The following is a 26,706-nucleotide window of genomic DNA, read 5'->3' as shown; positions in this document are numbered from 1 at the left end:
AGATCGAGGTGCTCGAAACTGGAACTACTTAAGATCGATTGTGATGTCTTTGATCTCACCGGTGAATGCGAACGGGGGCTTATAGCCCTCGTTTACCGGAGCACCGAGATCCATGCCGACATCCATTGCGTCGAGTCCAAATCTACCCGCAACCGTGTTCTTAAGTTTTCCGGTACCGACCTGCTTGTCGTTCACGAAGAGGACGACCGTCGCTCCTTTGCCGGCTCCACCCCCATCGTAGTTGAAGTCGACACGGACGTTGACTTCGCCAGCAGGAAGTGGCTCGTCCGAGGTAATGGTGTAGTCCTCGAATTTGAACCAGTCGTAGAAGTAGACAAGTTTTTTGTCTTGGACATAGAGCGAGAACCCGGCCGTCCCGCCACCCATTGCCAGGATGACCCCCTCAGCGCCTTCCTTGGGAATGACGAGATTGGCGGTGATGCTGTGCGAGCGGCTCTTCATGTTCGGTGCCGAACCTTCCAGGAGTCGAATGGCACCAGGATAGAACGTAATCTTGTCACGTCCTGCGATGAAACTCGGCCGCAAGCTCACATCCGTTCGTTCGGCGAAACGATCGTCTAATGGGTAGACGTTATTCTTCTTCGCTTCGGAGTCGAACAAGGTCTGGAGTTCCTTGAGCTTCTCAGGTTGCTTTTCAGAGAGGTCGACGGCCTGGCTAAAGTCTTTGCTTAGGTCGAACAACTCCCATTTATCCTGATCAAACGGAACCGTCCCTGCGTTCACCCACGGAACTCTATTGTGGAATGCGGCAGCCATCCAGCCGTCGTGATAGATGGCACGGTGACCGAACATCTCGAAATACTGGGTATCTTTCGGGCTTTCCGCGTCCTTGCCGTTATTTGCAAAGGTGTACGCCATGCTCACCCCATCCATTGGCTTCTGCTTGATACCGTTGTACTCGTCCGGCGCCTCGATGCCGGTGACGTCCAAAATGGTTGGAACAATATCGTTGACGTGATGGAACTGCGAGCGAATCTCGCCACCATTCTTGATTCGCTTTGGCCATGAGATGACGGTCCCGTTGCGTGTACCGCCAAAGTGAGAAGCGACCTGCTTCGTCCATCGGAAGGGCGTGCTCATCGCCCACGCCCAACCAACCGCCATGTGGGGTGAAGTCTTTGGGCTGCCCCAGTCATCATAAAACTTCATGCTCATTTCGATCGTCGGGTTGATGCCGTTGAGGTTTAGCAGTTCATTGGCCGAACCAACAAGACTTCCCTCGGCACTGGAACCGTTATCACCGAAGATATAGATGATCATGGTGTTGTCCAGTTCGCCCGTTGTCTCGATGGCGTCAATGATCCGGCCGACCTCGACATCCGTATATTCGGCGAAGCCTGCGTAGGTCTCCATCTGGCGTTCCATGAGCTTATGAGCCTGGGCGTCGAAGCTGTCCCACGCCGGCATTTGTTCTGGCCTTGGGGTCAGCTTGGCATCCTCAGGAATCACGCCCATCTCTTTCTGCCGGGCAAAGGTCATTTCGCGTTCTTTGTCCCAGCCGTGTGCGAACTTGCCTCGGTACTTCTCTGGCCATTGTTTGGGTGGCTGGTGCGGCGCGTGGCAGGCACCAGGCGCGAAGTATAGAAAGAACGGTCGATCCGGTGCGATTGAGTTCTGGTATCGCATCCACTCGATAGCCTTGTCCGCCAGATCATGAGTCAAGTTGTACCCTTCGTCAGGCGAAGCGGTCTGGAGCACAGGGTTCTGGTTTTCGTATAGCGTTGGGTACCACTGGTCCATCTCGCCTCCCATGAATCCATAGAAGTAGTCAAAACCAAGTCCATTCGGACGCCCCTGGTAGGGACCGACAATGCTTGTCACGTTATCCGCGACGTTGTGATTCTTGCCAATCCACGAGGTACTGTAGCCGTTGGCCTGAAGGATCTGGCCGATCGTGGCAGTACTTTGAGGGATAATGCCTGTGTAGCCTGGAAAGCCCGTTCCCAGTTCAATAATATTGCCCGTCGAGGCGTTGTGGTGGTTACGCCCAGTGAGTAGCGCAGCACGCGTCGGAGAGCACAGGGCGGTGGTGTGAAACGCGTTGTATCGCAGCCCGGATTTCGCGACACGATCCAAGGTTGGCGTGGCGATGGGACCTCCAAACGTACTTGCCGCACCAAACCCGATATCGTCGATTAAGACGAGTAGAATATTAGGGGCATCCTTAGGAGCCGTTGGTGCGGAGAACAATTTGGGATCGGCTTTGGATTCATCGTAGGTAGTGCCAATCTCACCTTGAAATACAGGATCGGGCTTGGGAAGGCCTTCTTCGGCACGCAGGAGTCCAGGCAATCCCAAAATCAATAGCAGCAGAAAGAGCTTCGTAAGGTGTTGTCTCATTGTTCCGTTTTCCTGTTCCGCATTTTCAGTTCGTGGGGCGAAAGAACGTGTAACCATTTATCATTTGACTTAAGATAGAGCGAGTCTATCGACGATGGTCAGAGGTTCATGGTATGCGATCCAAGAGCCGGATCAATCTTTCTAGGCGCTCATTTAAGCTCACTTCATAAAACTCGCGCGAGTTGTGCATATGCACTTAGAGTTGTTTGATGCCAGGATGCTTTCTCCTTTAGTCCAGTTCTTGGATCAACAGGGGGCTGGTAGCCAGGCGTATCTCGATCGAGTGCATGTTCCTGGCGAACTGATTCACGAAGGTGGATGGATCACCAAGAAGCAGGCCTACGATTTCACGTACGACATCGTTCAGAGAACCGGTTGTCGCGAGGCGGTCTACTCCGCCTATCTGAATTTCGAGTTTGCTCATTTAGGCCCGGTCGCCGCAGCGATGCAGGCATGCAGGACGGTCAAGGAATCGCTAGAAGTTGGCTTGCGACTGGGCAGCGTGGCCTACGAAGGAAACGAATACTTCCTGCACATCGATGGTGACACAACATGGATCTGCTATCGCGAGCCTCGCGAGATTTCGCGAGGGCAAGAGTACATCAACGATATGACGATGATCGTCTACTATCAGCTCATACGTGGATTGATCGCCGAGCCATGGCAGCCTGAGCGAATGCTTTTACGCAAACAACTCAACGATCGGCATCACCTGGTTCGCCCGTTCGAGAATTGTCAGGCATCTCTCGATGCGAACGTCACGGCACTGGCAATACCCACTGGGTTTCTGAGCCAGCGACTTCCATCGTCTATTGAGACCGATGAAAACGGTGAAGAGTGGCGATTCGGCCCCGATGAAATGGCACCAACGGCCGAAAGGTTGTACCGTTTGCTGGCGTCCAGGTTTGCTTATCGCAGCTTGCCGACACTCGATCAACTGGCTGTTATTGTGTCCGCGAGCCCCGCTACTCTCAAGCGTTATCTGGCCGCCTCAGGAATAACCTATCGCGGACTGTTGGATCGCCTTCGCTTCGACGAGGCCTGCCAGATGTTGCATGAAACGGAGATGCCGATCAAAGAAATCGCCCAAGAACTGGGATATTCTGGAACGAACAACTTTACTCGAAGCTTTCGGCGGATGACGGGAGTCACGCCTGGTGCGTATCGCCAGAACAACTCCGTTTGACTAACAGCATTGTTAGATGACGCATAGACACCACGATGCGATATGAAACCACGCTTGTTCGCTCAGGAGGGCGTGTTCTGGGAATGAAAAAGGTCGGTTCATCCTGGAGCGTGCATGAAGTTCGAGGGCTCAGCTCATTGCGAGGGCATCCATGACATCCGCACCGTACAGGAACGCCCTGGTCAGAGTGACGTTAGGACGACGATGATTTATACTCATGTTTTGAACCAGGGAGGCCGCGGCGTCCGCAGCCCGGCTGATTTCGACGGCCTGGATTCCGAATAAACACTAGTTCGCCTATAGATGGATCCAAGCATATGACCAAGCACTTGATTCTTCTTGTTGCACTTTCGAGTGCAGCACCCTCATGGGGCCAGGAGGCGACCAAGTTCGACCGCTCGGTGATGTCCGCCGAGAACTTCGAAGCTCGCATCCCACGTCCTGCGCAGGACAAAGTCGCCGAAGAAAAACTCGCCGCACTGAAAGAGAAGACCAGCAAGAGGCCGAATATCCTATGGCTCGTGGTCGATGACATGGGCTTTGGTGATCCCGGTTGCTTTGGAGGCGGAACGCTCGCCGGCGCCTCGACGCCGAACATCGACAGGCTTGCGGCGGAAGGGCTCAGGCTCACTTCCTGCTACTCTCAGCAGACCTGCACGCCAACCCGTTCGGCCATCCTCACCGGTCGATTGCCAATACGCACCGGCCTGACAAGACCAATTCTTGCCGGCGACAAGATCACGGCCAACCCATGGGCCGACGAAGTCAGCCTCCCCAAGCTTCTCAGCGACGCGGGCTACTTCACCCTGCTCACCGGCAAATGGCACGTCGGCGAGGCCGAGGGCATGCGTCCGCACGACGTCGGCTTCGACGAATTCTACGGCTACTACCCGGCTCAAAAAGAGATCTCCCAGCGGGTCGATGTCCGACGCTTTCCGGGCCTTGTGCTTAATCCCGAGCGTCTGGCCGCGTTCGAGGCGGTCGGGCCAACCGACTATCTGACCCACGGCTTTAAGGGAGGTGAGACGAAAGAGCTGCAGCAGATCCAGTCGACGGAGGACATGAGCAAGGCTGATCAGGTGCTGACGGAATTCACAGTCGAACAGATCAAGAAACTGGCCGCCGGGGACAAGCCGTTCTTCATCGAGCATTGTTTCATGAAGGTCCATTGCGATAACTTCGCCCACCCCGAGTATGCCGGGAAGAGTGAGGCGAAATATCCCTACAAGGACGCCGTCCATGAGGTGGACTCCCATGTGGGCGATATTCTCCAAACGCTTGCCGACGCCGGTGTGTTAGATAATACGTTGGTCTTTTTCACCTCAGACAATGGCCCGCAAATGGACGGCTGGCCGGACGCGGGCTATACGCCGTTCCGCGGTGCGAAGGGCACAACCTGGGAAGGCGGCGTTCGCATTCCCGGCATCGCCTACTGGAAGGGCATGATTGCGCCCGGCCGCACCAGCGACGGGCTGTTTGATCTGATGGACCTATTTGGGGTCGGTCTCACGCTCGCCGGCGTCTCTACCGACAAGCTTCCGGCTGAAAGATACTACGACTTCGTGGACCAGACCTCGTTCCTGCTCGCCGCCGACGGCCAATCCAAACGCGAAGCCGTTTACTTTTGGTGGGGCAAAGAACTGATGGCGTGCCGTATGAAGGAGTACAAGGTGCACGTGAAGGTCGTCATGTCCCAAGCCCCGCACATGCACATCGACCTCGCCACGGTTCACGACGTCGGCCTCGCGCCGTGGTTTTTTAACCTCTATCTTGACCCGAAGGAGGAAATGACCGTCGGCCATCGCCTCGACCCGTGGATGGTGACCGTACTCGGTAAACTGAAGGCGCATGGTGCCACTCTCAAGAAATACCCGCCCAAGGACATCGGGCTCTAGCACAAGCTGACGAGCACAGCCAGGGATTTCGAGCCCCAAGGTACGTCGAACAATCCAATGCACCGGAGCCGCGAAGCCGGGGCGTTTTCAAATGGACAATCACTCGTCGCGGCCCGGTGATTGCGGGTGTTATGCCGAAAGACTCAGTTTCTGGTTGCAGCAACGGATTCTTCATCCGACCACAACGCGACGTCGACAATTTCGATGATCCACGGTTCAAACGAACAACATCTGCCCCCGAGTGTTTTCGCCAATCGACTTTGGACCGGGGCCCGTACATGCTTCGGTCGAACCAAATGTCCTTCAGAAAAAGATGCGTAAAGTGGGCGTGTCCTGGGTTAGATTCGAGGTCCCTTGACAAGCCATGCCGAAGGCTGTCATGAGTGAAAAAGGCACTACGACGATTAGCTGGGGTTTTGATGGTTCAATCGCCTGAGAACCTGCGTCACCCGTGACCGGCTGACCCCCAGATACCTTGCAAGAGCGGCCCGGTTTTCGACGATTCCGTTGTCGAGAAGAGATTGGTAGAATCGGGCACGAGCCAGCGGATCGTGTTTAGCCTGGGGAGTTTCGGCAGGCTCCAAGGCTGCTTTCAGATCGCCCCAGGGCAGTAGATGGACGTTTCGCGCCTTTCTGGAAGTCGTTATGAGGCAAAGACCTAGCTCGACAAACGAGTTATTTGCCGAGTGGCCGATTCGGGGAGCTATGACCCCGAGTCATCCACTTAGCAAAATTCTTCTGACCCATTAGATCGAATGAGGAATGTCGGTCATCGTCGTGGAGTCATTCTGCGTAAGGATGGTTCGTCTTGGGGTATCAGGTTATCGCCCCTGCAGTCACCACGAAAAAACATGATGCTGCTTCCGACTTGACTCTGAAGATCGTCTCGACTCCCCTGTTTGACGACTTGACAGTTGGCCTGCGAGTACCATTCTCCATCCTCCCCAGTACCTTGCTAAGCAGGGCTCCACCCGATGAACTGACGTCGTGGTAAGTGTTACTTTAGGGAGGCCAAAAACCAACTTTGGTTGCTTGACCTGGCTAGTTCACAAATCGAGGCGTTTCTTTAATTCGAGTTTATCTTCCGGGGCGTAACTTCATATTCAGCATAGGATCAAAGAGAATGAAGAGGAGGTGATATTACCACGAACGCAGTCAGGCAATTCCTTATGTCGCTGATCTTAGTTGTCGAAGACGAACCGCGACTATTGGCAAGTATCGTCCGCACATTGCAAGAAACTGGTTACTCGACGCATGAGGCGGAATCACTCGCGATTGCCACTGAGAAGATGTCGAATGAAGTCGACATGGTGATATTGGATTTGATGCTTCCCGACGGAAATGGCATAGATTGGATGAAGAGGCTTCGATCGAAGAAGGATGCGACTCCAATACTTGTCCTCACCGCACGCGATGCTGTACAGGATCGCGTCACAGGGCTTGATGCGGGAGCTGACGATTACTTAGTGAAGCCGTTCGCATGGGATGAACTCTTGGCGAGAATTCGTGTGATTCTGCGACGGGGACCTCATGAGGAATCTACGCAATTGTCTTTTGGTCCCATTCTCGTAGACCTCATTACTCGCCAAGCCCAGCGTGACGGTGTCATGCTCAATTTGCAGAACCGCCAACTAGAAATTCTGGTCTATCTGATGAAGCACGGTAACCAAGTGGTCACCCGAGAGATGATCGCTCGCGACGTCTGGTAAGAACCCACCACCACCTGGACGAATGTCATCCAGGTTCATATCAACCATTTGCGAAAGGAATTGGAGGCTAAGGATCAGGAGCCGATTCTCCATACGGTCCGTGGACAGGGATACGTGCTCGGAGACTTGCCATGTTGAAAATGCCGATTCGATGGCGATTGACGTTTTGGTATGCCTCCGCGTTGGCAATCATCCTGATTGTTTTCTGCGGCCTATTGATTCCGCTGAGCTATCGCCAACTTCTTGCGAGGATGGATGCTGAATTGCATGAGGAGCTTCAAGAGTTATTTCTAGAAGTCCAGATCGCCAATTCTACCGAAGAACTTGATTCCAGTTTGTGGGCGAGATTTCGCCAACATGAAACGTTCGACTTCATCGTATACGACCAGCAACAGGCAGTCCTCTTCGCAAGTGCCGATATCACTCCTAAAATTCAAGAAGAACTTGCAGAAACCGACACCGGCGCGGCGAGAGAGTCGTTCGAGACCTATGCCGTCGAGAGTGTTGCCTATTACCGTGTCGCTAGCCGTTCCGCTGATGGTCCTCGTGGAAAGCTAACAGTCAGGGTTTTGACCCCACTCGATCCGATCATTGCGGATATCGAAACACTCTTATTGTTGATGGCGGTATTATTGCCACTCAGCTTAGTGATCGCGCTTTTGGTCGGTTATTTTTTAGCCACCCGAGCTTTGGCACCCGTCGAACAAATCGTGGGAGTCGCGAATTCGATCTCCATTTCGCAGCTCAATCGACGAATCGAGGTTTCCAATCCCCACGACGAACTTGGGCATTTGGCTGGCACTCTGAATCGGCTTATCGCTCGATTGGAACATGCGGTCGATGAAATACGACGCTTTACAGCGGATGCGTCGCACGAGCTTAGGACTCCCTTGGCGATTCTTCGCTCGGAAGCTGAGTCCGCCCTTCGTAAGTCGCGCACCGAAGAAGAATATCAAGCAACACTTCGTGTGGTCATCGACGAGGCAACCCGTCTTGGCACGCTGGCTGACCAGTTACTGAATCTTAGTCGGCAGGACTCAGGTATCGATACGCATCGAGTCGATTCTGTGGAAATCGATCCAATCATGCTGGACGTGGTTGAGACGCTCAGGCCTCTCGCTGAGACTCGAAAAATAGAACTTCGGACGCGGTGCAAGTCGAACGCCGTCATCGCCGGCGAAGACATTCCACTCAGCCAAGCATTTTTCAACGTCTTGGACAATGCCGTCAAGTACTCTGTCAAAGGCTCGGTTGTTGAAATTGAATCGGTGAATCGCGGGAATCAAGTTCACGTAATTGTTCGGGATAATGGGGTGGGGATTTCTGCGGAACACTTGCCTCACGTTTTCAAACGTTTCTATCGTGTCGATGCCTCTAGAAACAGAGCGATTGGTGGCTTTGGACTTGGATTGGCTATCGCCAAGTCAGTCATCGCCTCTCATCGTGGAACCATTGAAATTCAAAGCAAAATCGGAACAGGTACCGAAGTAACCATTTGCTTCGAGATACTGATAAAGCAGAACAAACCGATTACCACTGGTGAGAATACCGGCGATCTTAATTCTTCTGAAATATCAAACTCACACGCACATGTCGGTGGCTCGTAGGGAAAAATATGGATCAAGAAGCAAATCCTCTTAGAAGTCGCGTTGTCCCGTTGGCATTGTTCATGGGACTACTCTTGGTGTCCGCTTGCAATCGTGACGTTTCCAAGAGCGACAAATCGTCGCACGCACCATCGAAGTCTACGCGTCCCGTATCTGAAACGGACTTAAACGTTGTTGAGCTTACGGAAGACGCAGTACGCCGTCTGGGTCTCGAAACGGAGGTCGTCCAAGAGCGAACAATGCTTCGTGTCCGACCCTACGGAGCGGATCTCGTACTTCCGTCGGATGCGTCTGTGATCGTTTCCGCCCCATTGGCCGGTACGCTTCAAAGCCCAAGCGATCAGACCAAGCTTGAAGTCGGAAAAAAAGTCGATCGCAGCCAATCCGTTCTCTCCATTCTTCCTCTGCTTTCGCCGGAGCGTTCAGTCCTGACGCCGGCCGAGCGGATTCGATTCGCGGAAGCGAAGAATACTTTGGCTCAATCACGCATTGATGCCGAAGGAGTTGTGCAACAGGCCGACGTGCAAGTCGAAGCTGCGAAGATCGCTTTAGAACGTGCTCAACGTTTGTTGGACGATATGGTCGGCACCGTCAGGGCTCTCGATGAAGCGAAAGCTCAACTGGAACTTGCCGAGAAAGGTCTTGCGGCAGCCAAACAGCGGCAGAAGCAGGTCGAAGGAGTCATCCTAGATGAAGAAGCCGGTACCCTCTCGGCGATCCCAATTCCCACACCGATCAATGGAATCTTGCGGAATGTCCAAGTTCAGCCGGGGGAAATGGTCGCCGCCGGGGCGCCGTTGTTCGAGGTAATGAACAACGACGTATTATGGGTGAAGGCTCCCGTTTACGTCGGCGACTTGCCTGAGATCGATTCCCAAAAGGAAGCTCGTATTTCGATGCTTGATGGCCGTCCTTCCGAGGAAGACTTGAATGTCAAGCCGATTGCTTCCCCACCGACAGCCGTGCCGACGGCTGCTGCGGTAGATCTCTATTATCATCTTCCGAATCCAGATGGCCGCTTTCAACCGGGGCAAAAGCTGGCACTGCATATCCCTCTAAAGGGCGAGGCAGTGCAGACTGCGGTACCGTGGGCAGCCGTGATCCATGACATCTATGGCGGTCAGTGGGTATACGAGCAAATCGAGCCACGGAAGTTCGTTCGCCGACGGGTTCAAGTTGCCTGGGTCGATGGTGAATGGGCCGCGGTGCGCCATGGTCCCGCGATAGGAGCCAAGGTCGTTACGGCTGGGGCGGCGGAATTGGCGGGAACCGAATTCGGATTCTCGAAGTAGGTAGAGTCCGACGAGATATTACACGCCGTCGCGCTTGAACGTTCGATACATACTAAAGGGTTATCATGAGCTGGCTGGTTGAATCTGCTCTGAAGTTGCGTGTCGCTGTCGTGGCACTTTCGATCCTATTGATCGTGGTCGGCATTCGACTAATTCCAGATCTGCCGCTGGATGTCTTTCCCGAGTTTTCTCCGCCGTACGTTGAAATCCAGACGGAAGCCCCCGGCCTTTCTGCTGAAGAGGTCGAAAACCTTGTCACATTTCCGCTTGAAAATGCCCTGGTCGGCACACCAGGACTGGAAACGATTCGGTCCAAATCGGTACTCGGTTTGTCGTCAATTCGTTTGTTGCTGAACTACAACGCGGATGTCTACCGCACGCGTCAACTCGTCCAGGAACGACTTGCCGCCGAGACTCCCAGACTGCCCGTGGTTGCCCGGGCACCAGTAATCCTGCAACCGCTCTCTTCACTCAGCCGAATGATGAAGATCGGAATCTGGTCGGACGAACTCAATCAACGCGAATTGACGGAATTGGCCGTATGGAGCATGCGGCCCCGATTGATGGCCATTCCCGGCGTCGCCAATGTCGCCATTTGGGGACAACGGGACAAGGAGTTTCAGGTATTGGTCGATCCCCAGAAGTTACGTGATCATCAGATCACGCTCGATGCGGTCATCAAGTCAGCTGGGGATGCTGTGGTCCTTGATGCAGGGGGCTTTGTCGATACGCCCAACCAAAGATTGGCGGTCCGGCAGTTGTCGCCAGTTCAGACCCCGGACGATCTGGCGCAAACAGTCGTTGCCTATCAAAGTGGCGCCGTGTTGCACCTCGGTGATGTTGCTGAAGTTAAAGTTGGATCGCCGCCACCTATCGGCGACGCAATCATCAATGATGTCCCGGGCCTGTTGCTGATTGTCGAAAAGCAGCCGGCCGCCAACATGTTGGAAGTCACTCGCCAGGTAGAAGAAGCCTTGGAAGTGATGAAGCCAGGTTTGAAAGGCGTGGAAATCGATTCGACGATCTTCCGACCGGCAACATTTATCGAACGGTCGATTAAGAATCTCACACATGCCTTGTTGACTGGCTGCGTACTTGTGGTGATTGTGCTGGTGCTGTTTCTCTTCGATTGGCGAACGGCCGTGATCAGCTTAACAGCAATTCCCCTTTCTTTGATGGCGACGGTTGTCGTGCTCTACTTCTGGGGCCTGACGATCAACACGATGATCATTGCTGGTTTGGTGATTGCCCTGGGGGAAGTCGTGGACGACGCGATTATCGATGTCGAGAACATTGTCCGGCGGTTGCGGCTCAACCGAGTCGAAGGACATCCCAAGTCGTCGTTTCGTGTCGTGCTGGAGGCTTCTCTGGAAGTGCGTAGCGCGGTCGTCTATGCCACGGCAATTATCATCCTGGTGTTCCTGCCAATCTTCTTTCTAGAAGGCCTGCCGGGAGCATTCTTTCGTCCCTTGGCACTTGGGTATGTGTTGGCCATTTCTGCCTCGCTGATGGTGGCCCTGCTAGTAACTCCGGCTTTATCGCTCTTGATTCTCCCATTCGGAAAAAAGGAAGCACACGAGCCACCATTAAGTCGCTGGCTACGCCGACCGTACCACGCGATTCTGCCTTGGTTCGCGCGTCGTCCGATCGGAGCAATCACGCTATTGGTAGTTTCGTTTTTGGGAACCTTCTGGCTGACTAATCAACTTGGGCAAGAGTTTCTGCCGAATTTCCAGGAAACCGATTTCCTGATGCACTTTGTCGAACGGCCTGGCACATCGATCGAGGCAATGGACCGAGTCACCATCGAGGCCAGCAAGGAATTGAGGGCGATCCCCGGCGTACGGAATTTCGGCAGTCATATTGGTCGTGCCGAAGCGGCCGACGAGGTGGTCGGTCCGAACTTTACAGAGCTATGGGTGAGCATTGATGAAGAGGCGGACTACGAGAAGACGCATGGAGAAATTGTCGAGGCAGTCGAAGGCTATCCCGGACTCTATCGAGACGTGCTTACGTACCTTCGCGAACGAGTTAAGGAAGTGCTAACCGGTTCGAGTTCTAGTATTGTGGTTCGCATCTACGGGCCTGACCTCGACGGTTTGCGCGAGAAAGCTAAGGAAGTGGCCGCTGCGATGGAAAACGTGGAGGGCGCTGCTCATCTTAAAGTCGAGCCGCAAGTTCTAGTGCCCCAGGTTGAGGTACGCCTGCGACCCGACGCGGCCGAACGGTTTGGGCTCACACCGGGCCAAATTCGTCGGGCGATCACCACGATCCTGCGGGGAACCAAGGTCGGGGAAGTCTATGAGAATCAAATGAAATACAGTGTGGTTGTTTGGGGGAATGAAGAAGCCCGTAGCGACCTGACCGCACTCCATGACCTACGGATTGACACACCGTCCGGAGGTCAGGTGCCGTTGCGAGACCTGGCGGATGTTTCGATTGTGCCTGCCCCCAACGAAGTCAAGCGAGAAGGAGGCTCACGGCGAATCGACGTAAGCTGCGATGCTGAAGGACGCGATCTTGGTTCCGTCGCAAGGGATGTCGAAGCGGCCGTTCTCGCGGTTCCTTTCGATCGCGGGTATCACCCGGAATTCCTCGGCGAGTACACCGCGCGGCAGCAGTCGCAGAACCAGCTATTTGCCCTGTCCGCGATCTCTTTGATTGGAATGATCCTCATCCTTTATATCGACTTTCAATCACTTCGGTTGACGATGATCGTCACTTTGACCATTCCCTTTGCATTGATCGGTGGCGTGGTTGCGGCCTGGATCGCAGGGGGCGTTCTCTCGTTGGGTTCTCTGATTGGGTTTGTGACGGTGCTTGGCATCGCCGCGCGAAATGGAATTATGCTGGTCAGCCACTACCGGCACTTACAAGCCGAAGAAGGAGAACCGTTCGGTTTGAACCTGGTCGTTCGAGGTGCCGAGGAACGCTTGCTTCCGATCTTGATGACGGTCCTCACGACTTCGCTAGCACTGCTTCCGTTGGCGATCTCCGGAAACAAGCCTGGACATGAGATCGAATACCCATTGGCCGTCGTGATCATAGGGGGGCTGGTCACATCAACGATTCTTAACCTCTTCATCTTGCCACCGTTGTATCTTTTGTTCGCAAAGCCGCATGATGTGCATGCCGACGAATAGCATTGCGGGGCGCAACCGGCACAATCGTCATAGTTTCAAAGCAAGAAGATTAACTCCGGTTTCCCACTACATTCGCTGCTACTGCTATGACCTGAACTCCGCCGAACTTAGCTCTAGTTGGCCGTAAAATGGCGTTTGACTAGCGATGGTAGTCACGCTTATCGGCCCTAAATCATGATGGCAAGCAAGCGGACTGAGACTATGAGCAAGTTAGGAACGATGATCGGGCTGGTACTTCTGGCGGTAGCAGGTTGCCGTTTGGGGACTGCTCCACCATCCTCTTTGACGGCAGCAGCCCCGGTTGTGTCACCTCCGGCGGACGCCATTACCACCAGACCGACCGAAGTCTACGAGAACGAGGTTTGTCCGGCCTCGGGAATTGAAAACGAATCATCCGTCATCACCCTGGCAGCCGCGCAATTCGAGCCAACGATTCCAGACGTGCCACAATCAACGACCGGCAGCAATCCGGTTGCTCTGCGTTACAATTTGATGGACTCGATTTCGCAGGCACTCGCCCAAAATCCGGATCTCGTGGCGCTTCGTCAGAACGAAAACATCGGGCTCGGAGTACTCGACGTCGCCCAGACCTATCCCTTCAATCCATTCGCGCAGGTTCGCGTGACTCCCTATCAGGACGCTGTCGGGGCTGGCGTGGGAACGACGTATCATTATGTCTTGTTGATGCAGCGAATTGAGTTGGCCCATCAGCAAAGATACCGTGAACAGAACGCCGCATCCAACTTGAACCAGATTCGCTGGTCGATTCATTCCGCTGAACTTCAGAACGTGGGGCAGTCGGCTCGACTATATTTCACGGCTCTTTATCAGCTAGAATTGCTGAATTTGGCGGAAACTGCTCACGACTATAATTTGCTATTGAAGGACACGCTTGAGAAACAACTCCAGGCAGGCCAGGCTTCGGGAGCCGACGTTGAAATCGCCCGCATCGATGCCCGAGCGACCGCCCAACAAGTTCGCTTAGCACAAGCTACTTTTCAGTCGTCGGTACGTGACTTGAAGCAGCAGTTGGGTTTTTCACCTGAGACTGATTTGCTGCTAAGCGATCGTTTAACAGAACTGAACTGGCGAATGCCAACGTTGATTGCCGATGGCGGCGGCCAGCCTTGCGAGATGAACGATCCGGCGTTACTTTCCAACTGGGCGGCATCACGACCTGACGTTCTGGCCGCTCTGGCCGACGTGGACGCGGCCCGGGCCAATCTTGATTTGGCTTCGGCTGCCAAGGTTCCAGATATGCAAATCGGTCCGTATTATCAACGAAGTCAGGATGAGTCGACTTTCCTTGGCCTCCAAGCCCAAATGGACATCCCGGTCTTCAACACGGGGGCACCGCTCGAAAGACAGCGAGTGGCGGAACTCAACCAACGGACGACCGCCTGGCGACAACTCTTTCGCCGCGCAAACCTGGAAGCGGAGGCAGCCTTGCAACGTTATCAATTGGCGTACGAAAGCCTGGAAGAGTCTGGCCTCGATGAGGCGATCGAAACTCCGCAGGCATTGGAAGGCTTAGAACGGCAATTCAGAGCAGGTGAAGTCGACATCATCCGCGTCACCCAGGCCCGCAACAGCATCCTGCAAAACCAACGAATCCGCATCGACCTCTACAACGAGTTAGCCCAAGCGGCTGCCGACTTGATTCAATCTGTAGGTTTACCGGTCGAAGAAGTCGTACATTGATCAAATAAGCAGCGTTAATTCACTGGAGTGGTTAATTTGTTCAATGATTTCTATTGTTTCGACATTGAAATATAGCCAAGGAGGGCGTGACCTGGGGTAGATGTGACACGAGGTCCGATGGCAATCAAGCCGAATGCTGTCGCGAGAGCAAAACTGAAGAATGATTAACCAGGATTTTGGTGGTTCAGTCGCCTAAGAACCTGCGTTACCCGTGACCGGCTGACGCCTAGATACCTGGCAAGAGCAGCCCGGCTTTCGACGATTCCATTGTCGAGAAGAGACTGGTAGAATCGGGCACGAGTCAGCGGATCGTGTTTAGCCTGAGGGGGTTTGGTAGGCTCCAACGCGGCTTTCAGGTCTCCCCAGGGCAGTAGATGGACGTTCCTTTCCTTTCTGGAAGTCGTTATCAGGCAAAGACCTAGCTCGACAAACGAGTTATTTGCCGAGTGGCCGATTCGGGGAGCCTTCGAGTTTTACGAAATTAGCCGAACGATGAGTTTACTGAAAACTCCCGCGTCGGCTCTTTTTTTGGGCTCGATCGTCTTGTGCAAAAAGTCAGAACACGAGTTGAAACCGGGACGTAATTCACAGAAGTCAACTAATCAAAGTCAAGGTAGGGCATGCCACGACGGGAATTCGCAACCGTAAATCAGTATTCGCCCAGTTGCGCAAGCATGAGCGCAGCAGGGCACGGCGGTTGGATGGGTTGGTCGTCAAAGGAGAAAGGGTGCACGAGCCACTTTCACGCCGCTTGGCGATGATAGTGTTTCAGCACACCACCGAGTCGTTCGTGGCATTTGACTGAATTGATCGATAGAATTTCAGCCTCAGGTTGGTCAACTGAAGTCAGCAGTTGGTTTTCTTTCCCCTGATGCGGTTGCTCTTCGTGATAGAAATCGACGAATTCGTGCACCAGATAATCCATGTGCTCCTGGCCAAACACGACAAAGTGATCCAGGCATTCCTGCTGCAGCGTTTGAATGAACCGTTCGACAAAGGCGTTGGTGTTGGGCGAGCGATAAGCTGACTTCACGACCCGGATGTCCATGGCTTGCAACGTGGCGTCGACCTTGGTGGTGAACGTCTTGTCCCGATCATGCATCAATGTCTGGACAGACAGTTCTTTTGACTTCGCATGCTCCAGAAACTTTTCGACTTGCAGCGTGGTCCATTCTTCGTTGGGATGGAATGTCGATGACGTGATGAAGACCTGACGCGAGTCGACGTGGAGAAACACGAGCACATACAGATCTCGCCAGCCTTTTAGGGTGAGAACTCGCTTAGAGTAGAAGTCGCATTGCCAGAGCGTCGCCGCGTGCATTTTCAGAAACTCATCCCATGTTCCCTCGCCGCGTTTAGGGCCCGGGTCGAGTCCGTTCTCCTTGAGGATGTTCTTCACGGTGTTTCGCGACGGTGGCTTGATCCCGAGCTTCTTGAGCTCGCCCATGATCCGCGTGTAACCCCAGTCGTTCTCACGTGCCATGCGAATGATCAGTTCGCGGATCTCTTCCTTGGTGCGAGGACGTCCTTTTCGTACCGGCTTGATCCCGCCTGGCTTCTTCGATTCGCGAATCCAGCGGAGTAGTGTGCTCGGTGCGACAATGGTGACGATCTCGTGGACCGCTTTTCCCAACTTGGCGCCGAACTTCACGAGCCGGTTCTTCTCCTGGGTCGTGACCGAGATCCGTTTGGGCAGTTTGGACCTAAGTACCTCGTTCTCAACCTTGAGGTAACGGATCTGTGCGGGCAGTTCTTTTTGGGTCGAACCGGCGATGAGTAGAAGCAATTTGTGGTAAATGTTCTTCATCGTGCTAAGATGCGGAAGTCGTTAATGACAATGGAGATATCTTCTTTTTTGCACCCCGCAGCGAGGGCTGAAAAGTCGCAAAATGGTTCCCGCGTTTAAATCTCCCAAACTCGCCGCCGGTCATAACAGATAGTCCAGTTGTGGCATATTTTCTCGGTTGCGGAGGGTTCCGTTCGGGGTCCGAAGCCAGCCCTCCGCAATTCAGTAAAGGGTTCGGTTCGCTCAGGGGTAGACCGAAAGAGACGCTGAATCGCTAAGTCCTTTTCCCCCAATCAGATAGCGCGAAAACCCAAACAGAGAACATTCACGAAGAGGGTTCTGCACGGGGAGAGGTGCTTCGCGGAGACAGCCACTGATGCTGGCGATTACGACCGCTGGCTACGATCGACTGAGTATCTGCTGGGAACAGCACGAATACGCTCGCCAGGTGCTGGAAGGCACGGTCGAGGACACGGCGTTCTTCCCCTACATTTCCGCAGCGGACGTTGAGGAGGATTGGAGCACGCCTGAGGTTTGGCAGAAGTCGAATCCGAGTATCGGTATTACGATCGACGCAGAACAGTTCGCTGAAGACTGCCGTGAGGCTCAGGAATCACCTGCCAAGGAAAACTCGTTCCGTCGGTATCGCTTGAACCAATGGACCCAGCAGGAATCGCGTTGGCTGAACATGGAAAAATGGGACGCATGTGATGATGCTCTCGCTGAACTGGATGGCCGCACATGCTTCGCTGGTCTCGACTTGTCTTCAACAACCGACATCTCAGCACTCGTTCTCGTATTCGAGGAAGACGATCAATACGACGTGCTGCCGTTCTTCTGGGTGCCAAAGGAAGGTGCCCGTAGGCGTGAGAAACGGGATCACGCTCCTTACGTGCCCTGGATCCAGCAACGGTATATCGAAGCCTCACCCGGGGAAGTCGTCGACTACGAACGCATCCGGGCGCGTATCAACGAGTTAGGCAAACGATTCAAGATCGAGCAAATCGCCATCGACCGGTGGAATGCGACTCAGTTGGCTACGCAATTGGATGACGATGGGTTCGAGATTGTATCGTTCAGGCAGGGCTACGCGAGTATGTCGGCGCCGACCAAGAAGCTGGAAGAGTTGGTGCTTTCACGAAAGCTACGCCACGCAGGTCACCCTGTGCTCCGCTGGATGGCTGGTAATGTGGCGATCGAACAGGACGCGGCCGATAACTGGAAGCCGTCGAAGAAGAAGAGTCAGGAGCGGATTGATGGGATCGTGGCGCTCGTGATGGCGGTGGATTTGGCGACTCGGCATGTGGAGTACGAGAGTATCTATTCGGAGCGGGGGATGTTGTTTTTGTAAATAGTCTCGAACCGTCGCTTGCCGTTACAGGCCTTGGCTTTCCGTCACTTTAGCACCAGATAAAGTTTACGAAGAGGGTTCCGCACGGGGAGGTGGTTCGCAAAACACAACCGGCGGATTTGCGCGTTCATTCGTATGATAATCTCTCAGACTATCGACGCCGACGATGTTTATCAGAATACTTGCACCTGCTGCTACATAATAAGGTGTCGCTCTAGCGGGTTGGTGAAGTCACATAAACGAAGAGCGGCGCAAAGTCAAACCAGTCACTGATCAGAATTATCTGACATAAATCGGCGAAGCCGTTCATTGATGAGGCGGTTTTTTCTTTCGATACGACTTAGGCTGCATTGCAGAGCGTTCGCGATTTCCCGCGTGGTCATGCCGGCGAGCCGCATTGACACAATTGTTTGCAGTTCGGACTCAAGCTGGGCAACTGCATCGTTCAATTCAATCTCGAGTTGCTGGTTCGTTGTTTCAATAACCAGCCCTTCAAATCTTGCAGTTTGATCATCACTGGCAAGGTTGCTGGCGTTTAATTCACGCCCTTCGCCTCGTTTCTGTGCGTGAATTCGTCGCCAATGACGCGATAGTCGGCGGCGGGCGATCGTCACCAACAACCGCCATAGCTCTTCAGTGGAGCCCGCTTCAAGTTCGGTATTTGAATCTAACTGCTTCCATAGGCTCACAAACGCACTCTGCATGATGTCGCTTGCCCCGATCTCGTTTTGCAACTTGGGGCTCAAACGATTCTCCACGAATTTACGCAAAGCAGGTTGAAACTGCCGACAAACCGTCTCGAACGATTTAGTCTGATCGTCGGCGACGGACTTAAGCCACCCATTGGCGTACTCAGCGAACTGCTCGTCTTCTTTCTCTGGTTCGCTCATGGCAGGAAGAATTCTGAAAATAAATGAAGGGTTCGCGAAACGGTTCGCCATAAAAGTCATGAAGACGCCTCGCTCCATCGGAAATCGCCGAAGCGTACGCCTTCATTTTACCTCTCGAAAACCCCTTAGAGTATTGCAAATGAAGTCATTTCACACGATCGCGCTATTGGGCCGATTCTCAATGATGGCCGTACTTACTACTTTTGCTGCCGCGGCCACAGGTTGCTCTGGTGGTCTCGACCGCGACCAAGTCACCGAGCTTATCCAGTCCAAGCCGGCGCATCAACTGCCCGTTTCGGATCGCCATATTAGCAACATCGAACTTGAACACCAACAAGGTAATCGCTGGAAGGTTGATTTTGATTGCACTGAATCTGCTGCTGCTGATTGGTTGACCGAACTAGATCCCGCCGCATTAAAGAAGGGACTTGCTGACTCCGTTGCGGCTTATGAAGCCGCCCTAAATCAGCATACGCAGGTGAGATGGCCTGAACGAGAACCGCTGGTCGCGATGAAAAAAGATATTGACGATTCACGACTGCCTCGATTGTTTCGCGCGGCAACGAAAGCTGGCGAAGAAATCAAATGGCGAGGAACAGCAATGATTACCGACGATGAGAGCGGTATGAAGATTTCGTCTGTTACAATAGTCAAACCTTTTCCTGTAGATTTCGATTCGCTTAGTACGAAGGGTGAAATGGGTGATGACGCCGCCGTTAGTGATGGCAGCTCTGCTGACCCCATTGTGAGGTTGCGAACACGTCATAGCGACTTTGTGAAACAGTTGAAGCAAGCAGAAGCAACTGTGAACTCTCGCCTGACTCATGAACGCACCGCTTTGAACAGCTTAGTGAATGGTGAGACTGTGGTTTCTGGACCGATGGTCGGAAGAACGAATTCTCCGTCGATGGTGACATTTCAATTTGAAATGAGTGATGAGGAAGGCGCCGTCAACGTGGTCGCCATCGACTCGCAAGATACCTTTTCGCGAGCCGTGTTCGATGGCATGTTGTCGCTTCCACCAACTCCAACAGCGAAACCACGTGTGAACGTAGAGCACGATGGATGGAAATTGAATCTGAACAACGCTGACTCTAGTCTGTCGCCACTTTCTCGCGTTGCCGCAGAAGGGCTCAACCTACATTTTGACCGCGCGAGCGGGCAGTACAATCTTGCCGATCAAACGCGATCTACGCCGCTAACTGCCAGTGAATCTACATCGGACGAACCGGTTTCAAAGCGATTAACTGACTTGCAGCAGGTGGGCGCGCAAACCAAGGGAACCGAAAGCATCTCTGGCTTTGCCGATCGGCAGCTTGCAATGACCGTAACGCAGTTCGATGAGCCAACAGGCAACCTGCGCGTGTTGTTTGAAGACAAGAGCTCACCGTTTACCTTTGCCGTGTTTGAGGGTAAGTATCGCACGCAGTCGCCACATCATTTGGGGCTGCCCATTCAACTGAAGCAAGTCACGTACGGCACCGCACATGACCGTTCCGCAGACGATTCCCAACTTTTCACGCGCGGCTCGAATTATACTCTCACTTTGTTGCCAACGGAAAAAGGGTTTATTGGCCGTTATCGAAAGGCGGAGTTGACGCTGGGCGAAACTACGGTGAACGAAAAGGTGATCGATGGCGCATCCCGCTGGAAGGACGTCGTCACAACAGGCTCAATCTGGCGAGGCACCAAGCAATGGCGATCTAAAGCCGTGGAGGAAGTTACACTTCGCGTTGCGGAAGTGCGAAACGAGGGCAAATACGTGCGGCTGTTGATGGAAAAGAAAGACAGGCCGCTTGATTTTGTTGTTTACGAAGGGTCATGGAACCAAACCCACGGTCGGATCGACGGATATAGTCTCACGACACTGCAAAAAGGCAAAAACACAACTACTGACAACGAGACTTTCGAAGTGTTTTTCAGCAGAACGGAAACGAATGACGCCAAGAAGTTTCGATTGTCACCTAGCGGCGAAACACTCTATGGGTTGAGCAAGGGTGGTGAAATTGCCACGTTGAAGCGAGACGATACAAGTGCACCTTCTGAAGCCTACACGACCGCAGCAATGATGAAGAAGTGGCCTGCTGTATTGCAGTCGGGTCGGGAATGGAATGGTCAGTATACTAATGTTAGAGTCAAAGAAACGACCAACATCAACATGAAAGTGTTGGAGTACGAACTTGAAGGAAAACGCGTGACGGTTGAAATTACCGCGGAGGCCGATCGCAGAGTAAAAGGTGTTTACCAAGGGAGCGTTAACCTTACGGACCCCGCAATAAACGGATTCACATTGGTGCTGGCTCGACAGAAAGATCACCTCAGCAAAATCACACTATTCAACAAAGATTGGGAAGAGAAGTTCGTACTGCGTTACGATGCAACCAATGAGCGGTTGATAGGCCGCAGCGGCGACTATCAAGGCTTGCTTTCGCACATGACCCTCAATTCCGAAACGAAGGAAGATTAGAATCGAAAAAATCGATAGGTGCCCTGATCGCCAACCCTATACCGCATCATGAATGACAACGAAATAACTAACCTGGAGTTGCTTGACGCAATTTCCGATCAGTTTGAATCGGAATGGTCATGCGATAGCCTGTCTCTCCTGGAATCATGCCTACAACAATGCACACCTGAAATAAGGGAATCGCTGTTTGGCGAGTTACTCAAGATTGATGTTGAACTTCGCACCGATCGCGGAAAGTCGTTGCGGCCAGAAGCGTATTTGGCGAAGTTTCCGGCGTATGATCGCCAAATACAAGAGATGCTGAAAGTCGAATCTTCGCCAGCGGAGACTGAGGCAATCGTGCTCGACAAGACAACGGGCATGAGCGGCGACGGCACTCAGAAAAGCGCCGAAAATTCGCCAGGAGATTGGCAGTTCGGCAGATTCAAAATAAAGCAAGAGTTGGGACGTGGAGCGTTTGGCATCGTTTTCCGCGCCCACGATCCGACTCTCGACCGCGAAGTTGCTCTTAAATTAGCCCGGTTTACTTCTGATGATCAGTTACTTGTCGATCGCTTTTTGTCCGAAGCACAAATCGCCGCCCAGATGCAGCATCCCCATATTGTCGCCGTCTGGGAGCGTGGCTGCGTCGATCAGCAGTACTATCTGTCTTCGTCCTTTGTGCGAGGGGTCACGTTAGAACAATCGCTCGCAGATTCTACTTCCGACCTCCTTCGGGATGTGGTGTGGGTTCGCAACCTCGCTGATGCACTCGATTATGCGCATCAAAAAAGTATCATTCATCGCGACATCAAACCTGCAAATGTGATGATCGATGAGCAAAACCAACCCATGATTATGGACTTCGGTTTGGCCAAGCGAACCGATCACGCCGTCGATCTCACAAGGGAAGGCGTAATCATGGGTACGCCGGCCTACATGTCGCCAGAGCAAGCACGCGGCGTGGCGAGCGAAATCGGAGCGCAAACCGACCAGTACTCGCTGGGGGTTTTGTTCTATCAGATGTTGACTGGCTCCGTCCCTTGGAGTGGATCAACAATGGAAATCGTTACTCATTTGCAAGGCTATCCTTCCCCGCCGAGCTTCGCGAATACAGCCAACGAAATTCCAGCCGATTTGCAAGCGATCTGCCAGCACATGCTTGAACCTCGTGCGGCGGATCGCTATTCCCGATGCCAAGGTATTGTTGACGACTTGAATCGATTCCTTGAGAACCGCCCCGTTTCGGTTAGACCGATCTCAGCGCTCGAAAGTGTAATTCGGTGGAGCAGGCGGAACCAGATCGTAAGTAGTTCGATTGGCGCAGTCGTCTTGACACTGCTACTTAGTTTACTGCTAGTAAGCGGTGCATGGGTCAATGCACAATTCGCCTGGAAGGAGGCAAACGCGAACCTTATCGTTGCCGATAACCAAAAGAAGAAAGCGAAAGCGGAAGAACGAAAAGCAAAACGACAGGAGCAACAAGCCAAAGCTGAACGCGCAATCGCTGAAGAACAAACAGATAAGGCGATTGAGGCGGGTATCGCGCAGCGAAAAGAAGCGTCGCGAGTTTCCATTCTGTTAGCGGGTCAAAGGGTTCAGCTTGGTCGCTTTTACGAAGCGGAAATATTGTTGAAAGGCGTAGCCCAAGAGGATCGCAATTGGGTGTGGCGTATCCAAAACAATCGGATTCCCAAAGCGGTTTGCAGAATCGATATCGGCTTTAACGAGGAGGTAAGCCCGAAGGTCATCTTCGATGGAACTGATTCCAGAGTGGTTATTGCGCTTCCCACAAGACTTCACAGCCTAATTCACAAAACCCACATCTTTGATGCAAAAACGGGAGCATTAATTGACAAAGTCGCCAGCGAAAGCCCTGATGTTACTCCTTTGGGCGGCGGTTTTACCAAAGGTGGGCGGTACCTGATAGTACAAACCGACTACAACAACAAGACGCTTTTGCGGAAGGTGTCCGCGTACGACACGAAGCTGAAAAAGCTCATTGGCAATCAGGTCGATGTGCAATCGTTTACTCCTTTGACGGATCGCAAAGACGAGGTATTGCTCGTCAAACCTTCTGACAGCGAATCAGAGTACTTCTTGTGGAACTTTATTACTGATGAATTGAAGAGTTTGGGCAAAGATTTAAAACAATGTCGAGTTTATAACTACAGCGTAAATGCCGAACGTACCGAATTGACTCTGCGAGATCGCCAAGGCATTACCATTGTGCAGGTCGCTGATGGCGAACGCGTTTCTAAGCCGATTTTAGAGCGACTTGACGCCACTGATTTCAACATGTCGCTCGACCGAAAGCTGGTTGTCGGTCGACTTCAAGAAGATTGGCCCTGGAACGCTCGTGGACGATACGTTGATAGCGGCAATGTTGCTGTGGTTGCTTTACCCCGAACGATGACTGCCAAATTGGAATCGACGCCAACGCATCAACCGCTTGAGGGTTCAGGGGGAGCTCGTGGCTACATTATTTCAAACAATAATCGGTATGTATGCCTTGATCAGGTGCATCACGGAGGATTTGCCTCAATTACCCGTCCCATTACATGGTGGCGGCGCGACACTGGTGAGTGGCTCGGGCATACGCAGGGAATTGCAATTTCGCCTAGCGGCGGGCTATACGCCACCAATGAAGAAAACGCTGTGGTGGTTCGACCAGCTCCTACGCTGTTTCGACGATTTGCATCTTCTCAAATCGAAGAAAAACTCGCTGATTTGCGTCCGGTCACACCGACCTGGCAATCTAGGCCAATGGTCTTCTACGACCAAGAGAAACCATGGCTATTTATTGCTCATAGCAATGGAAGAGATGTGGTCGAAGTAGATACGAGAATCATCAGTTTGAAACCGAAAAGTCCGGAATATAGGTTCAAGCCTCGTCGCGCGGTGGTGCATCATGACACCCACCGCGTGGCCTTCATGAATGGTGAACAAACAGTCGACATTCACTCTCTGAAAACTGGAGAACGAACGCATCAACTACCTTGTGATTCGAGCCCAAATACATCTTCGCTTGCGTTTCACCCCAATGGAGAACTGTTTGTAGCCGGACACTCTGGAGGATTGGTGGTATGGTCAATAGCGGAACAAAAGATCGTGAAACATTTGCCCAAAGTAAAAAGCTGGGGAGGGCAGCATGGTCGATTGAGTTTTAGCGCCGACGGCAAACTTCTCGCCGTCGGCGGAACTAATGGGCTGGCTATGGTGAATACTGCTGACTGGTCGTTGCGGTGGCGGACGTGGGTAGGGAAGATGGCATGGAAGGCGTCCATTTCGCATGATTCACGCTACGTTTGCGTCAACGGGAACTATGGCGAAATCGCGATTCATAACGCTGCCGATGGATCGCTTGCGAAATCTATAAAAACGGACTCGCGAATGGTCCATCCAGTCTTTCATCCCACTCTTCCGCTGCTACTGGCAGGTCGCAATGATGGTCAGCTTGTAATATACGAAACCCGCAGTTGGCGACCGGTGTTCGACGAATTCGTTGGCTACGGCAGAATTGACGAATTCAATTTCAGCCAATCCGGTGACTCCGTGGCCATCGGCATGGAGTGCGGCTACAATCGGCGATGGTTTGAATTACGTGGCGGTGTAGAAAGTCTGGTGGGGCTACCCGAAGAGTAACGACCTAATCGCACGGCTTGCCGTGATTTGAAACCCGGCATTGTCATGCGCCACTACATTCGACTTCCGTTTCGATGGCGCCGCTGTGTGCTTCAATGAGTTTTTTTGCAATGGCTATCGTCCTGTGCAAAAAATAAATTCGCGGTAGTTGCTTGGTTTTGAGAATTCCCAAGATCATCTCCTCAATGGCAAGAGACGGATGTACTGACGAGAATTTTCAGCCGTGGATTAATGTTTCGACTGCTTTCTGAGGCAGGATCGCAGCAGGGCACAGCACGAAGTGCTGGTTGATTGTCGAAGAGGATGAATCGTCTCCAACGACTCTACGCTGCTTTCGTCGAGATTCCATGGCCGGTCACAACAGATAGTCCAGCTGTGGCATATGTTCTCGGTTCGCAAAGGGTTCCTTTCGGGGTCCGAGCCGAACCCTCTGCAATTCAGAAAAGGGTTCGGTTCGCTCAGGGGTAGACCGAAAGGGACGCTGAATCGCTAAGTCCGTTCCCCGGAATCAGATAGTGCGAAAACCCAAACAGAGAACATTCACGAAGAGGGTTCTGCACGGGGAGCCTTCGAGCTTTACGAAATTAGCCGACCGTCGAGTTTACTCCAAACTCCCGCGTCGGCTCTTTTTTTGGGCTCGATGTATCCGCAATTCGGCCAAAGATTTACGTCGACGAGAGTTTGCCGTTTCAAGTGTGAGAGCGCGTCAAACGTTCGGTTAGCAGGCTACCTGCCACCACTCGCGATATAGTTCTCTCGCTCTCCGTTTGCAGATCGCGTTCGGTTAACAGCCAGAGCTGGTATCCATGCCCTTGGGTAAATTATCGAACTCTCGCCCGGTTTTGAGCGGTTCCACTGAGGTATCTCTCTCGAACCAAGTCTATCATAGAATCCCAGCGTTTTCAAAAAAAGCAAAGAGCAAGCCGTGGCTCCTTGGAACGATGATCTGGAAGATCAAATTAGATCGACCTGAGCCTAACTATGCGAGAGGTCATGACACGCGAGTCGTCTACATGAATTCGGTGTGCCATCTACACTCGTCAGTCGCGAAGTTCAAATAGCGACTTTTCTTCCTGCCAGGCGCAATTCGAGGTTTGCCGAGAGTTCATCCAGTCGCAGGAGAGCATGGGCTGGACGTTCGATGGATTGCATTATGAAGACGAAGGCGAGTCAGGTGAGAGTCTCGATCGGCCAGGACTGAGGCGGTTGCTGGACGATGCGGAAAGCGGTCGGTTCGATCGGATTGTCGTGCATTGCCTTGACCGACTTTCCCGGCGGGTAGTCGATTGTGCATCTTTGCTCGCACAGTCTTGGGAAAAAAGTAATCTTCTTCGTGTACTCCCAGGCGGCAAAGTGCGCAAGTGGCACTATTGCCCGAAGTCGTCGAGGATGAGTCGACTCGGATCCGAATGCTATTAGGCACCTGTTGAAGACTTCTGGCTCGATAGGCAGAGTATAACCCATTGCCGAAAAGGGGCACTCAAGTCCCTGTCTTAAGCAGTGCTAATCAGTTGACCTATCATCCTTTCTGCCGCCCGAGGCAGTAAAATGCAATCGAAAGACTCCATGACATAGGCACGCTGCAACTCACCGAGGCCAATAATCGGTCGGGGCCGTGTGGTTCTAGGCTTGTCGACTTCTACGCTGATCTGCCAAAATCCATAGTTCACCTCGCTTTGCTGCTCAACATCTAG

Annotated in this window: 16 protein-coding genes; 12 read left to right on the top strand and 4 right to left on the bottom strand. The window is 52.9% G+C overall.

Features of this window, described 5'->3' with window-relative positions; all coding sequences use genetic code 11:
• Window positions 1-24 precede the first annotated feature (24 nt).
• Complete coding sequence (locus HOV93_RS13455) at window positions 25-2,361, bottom strand: arylsulfatase (RefSeq protein ID WP_207397025.1); 2,337 nt, start codon at window positions 2,359-2,361, stop codon at window positions 25-27.
• Window positions 2,362-2,578: 217 nt separating this feature from the next.
• Here HOV93_RS13455 and HOV93_RS13450 point away from each other — a divergent pair, with 217 nt between their 5' ends.
• From HOV93_RS13450 to HOV93_RS13415, 8 genes are all read left to right on the top strand, one after another.
• Window positions 2,579-3,547, top strand: a complete 969-nt coding sequence (locus HOV93_RS13450) for an AraC family transcriptional regulator (protein WP_207397024.1) — start codon at window positions 2,579-2,581, stop codon at window positions 3,545-3,547.
• Between the two features lie 317 nt (window positions 3,548-3,864).
• Entirely contained in the window at window positions 3,865-5,442 is a 1,578-nt protein-coding gene (locus HOV93_RS13445) for an arylsulfatase (RefSeq protein ID WP_207397023.1), read from the top strand.
• A 1,169-nt stretch (window positions 5,443-6,611) separates the two neighbouring features.
• Window positions 6,612-7,151: a response regulator transcription factor gene (locus HOV93_RS13440; RefSeq protein WP_207397022.1), complete on the top strand. Its 540-nt coding sequence runs from the start codon at window positions 6,612-6,614 to the stop codon at window positions 7,149-7,151.
• Window positions 7,152-7,178: 27 nt separating this feature from the next.
• On the top strand, window positions 7,179-7,289 hold the full coding sequence (locus tag HOV93_RS26615; protein WP_390814341.1) for a winged helix-turn-helix domain-containing protein: 111 nt from the start codon (window positions 7,179-7,181) through the stop codon (window positions 7,287-7,289).
• Window positions 7,283-8,758: a sensor histidine kinase gene (locus HOV93_RS13430; protein ID WP_207397020.1), complete on the top strand. Its 1,476-nt coding sequence runs from the start codon at window positions 7,283-7,285 to the stop codon at window positions 8,756-8,758. Before HOV93_RS26615 ends, HOV93_RS13430 begins: the two co-directional genes overlap by 7 nt.
• An 8-nt stretch (window positions 8,759-8,766) precedes the next feature.
• Complete coding sequence (locus tag HOV93_RS13425) at window positions 8,767-10,050, top strand: efflux RND transporter periplasmic adaptor subunit (protein WP_207397019.1); 1,284 nt, start codon at window positions 8,767-8,769, stop codon at window positions 10,048-10,050.
• Between the two features lie 65 nt (window positions 10,051-10,115).
• Window positions 10,116-13,193 (top strand): efflux RND transporter permease subunit, encoded by a 3,078-nt coding sequence (locus HOV93_RS13420; protein ID WP_207397018.1) that lies wholly within the window; start codon window positions 10,116-10,118, stop codon window positions 13,191-13,193.
• A gap of 201 nt (window positions 13,194-13,394) precedes the next feature.
• Window positions 13,395-14,894: a TolC family protein gene (locus HOV93_RS13415; RefSeq protein WP_235990312.1), complete on the top strand. Its 1,500-nt coding sequence runs from the start codon at window positions 13,395-13,397 to the stop codon at window positions 14,892-14,894.
• A 742-nt stretch (window positions 14,895-15,636) separates the two neighbouring features.
• On the opposite strand, the gene HOV93_RS13410 is transcribed toward HOV93_RS13415, so the two are convergent.
• Entirely contained in the window at window positions 15,637-16,701 is a 1,065-nt protein-coding gene (locus HOV93_RS13410) for an integrase core domain-containing protein (RefSeq protein WP_207397017.1), read from the bottom strand.
• A 355-nt stretch (window positions 16,702-17,056) separates the two neighbouring features.
• Between HOV93_RS13410 and HOV93_RS13405 the strand changes: the two genes are divergently transcribed.
• A complete protein-coding gene (locus HOV93_RS13405; protein ID WP_207397016.1) occupies window positions 17,057-18,031 on the top strand; it encodes a terminase large subunit in 975 nt (324 codons plus the stop codon).
• Between the two features lie 266 nt (window positions 18,032-18,297).
• Here the strand turns inward: HOV93_RS13405 and HOV93_RS13400 are convergent, their stop codons facing one another.
• Window positions 18,298-18,921 (bottom strand): sigma-70 family RNA polymerase sigma factor, encoded by a 624-nt coding sequence (locus HOV93_RS13400; protein WP_207397015.1) that lies wholly within the window; start codon window positions 18,919-18,921, stop codon window positions 18,298-18,300.
• A 139-nt stretch (window positions 18,922-19,060) separates the two neighbouring features.
• On the opposite strand from HOV93_RS13400, the gene HOV93_RS13395 reads away from it, so the two are divergent.
• Window positions 19,061-21,388: a hypothetical protein gene (locus HOV93_RS13395; RefSeq protein WP_207397014.1), complete on the top strand. Its 2,328-nt coding sequence runs from the start codon at window positions 19,061-19,063 to the stop codon at window positions 21,386-21,388.
• Between the two features lie 195 nt (window positions 21,389-21,583).
• Here HOV93_RS13395 and HOV93_RS25810 read toward each other — a convergent pair whose 3' ends face one another.
• Window positions 21,584-21,868 (bottom strand): hypothetical protein, encoded by a 285-nt coding sequence (locus tag HOV93_RS25810; protein WP_235990383.1) that lies wholly within the window; start codon window positions 21,866-21,868, stop codon window positions 21,584-21,586.
• On the opposite strand from HOV93_RS25810, the gene HOV93_RS13390 reads away from it, so the two are divergent.
• Window positions 21,749-25,012: a WD40 repeat domain-containing serine/threonine protein kinase gene (locus tag HOV93_RS13390; protein WP_235990349.1), complete on the top strand. Its 3,264-nt coding sequence runs from the start codon at window positions 21,749-21,751 to the stop codon at window positions 25,010-25,012. The two genes, HOV93_RS25810 and HOV93_RS13390, sit on opposite strands and share 120 nt — an antisense overlap.
• 1,017 nt (window positions 25,013-26,029) lie before the next feature.
• The gene (locus tag HOV93_RS26610) at window positions 26,030-26,431 is read left to right on the top strand and encodes a recombinase family protein (protein ID WP_207397175.1); all 402 of its coding nucleotides are present in this window, start codon (window positions 26,030-26,032) and stop codon (window positions 26,429-26,431) included.
• Window positions 26,432-26,706 lie beyond the last annotated feature (275 nt).

The sequence above is a fragment of the Bremerella alba genome (assembly GCF_013618625.1).
Classification (GTDB): domain Bacteria; phylum Planctomycetota; class Planctomycetia; order Pirellulales; family Pirellulaceae; genus Bremerella; species Bremerella alba.
This window is presented reverse-complemented; position numbering and strand designations above follow the sequence as displayed.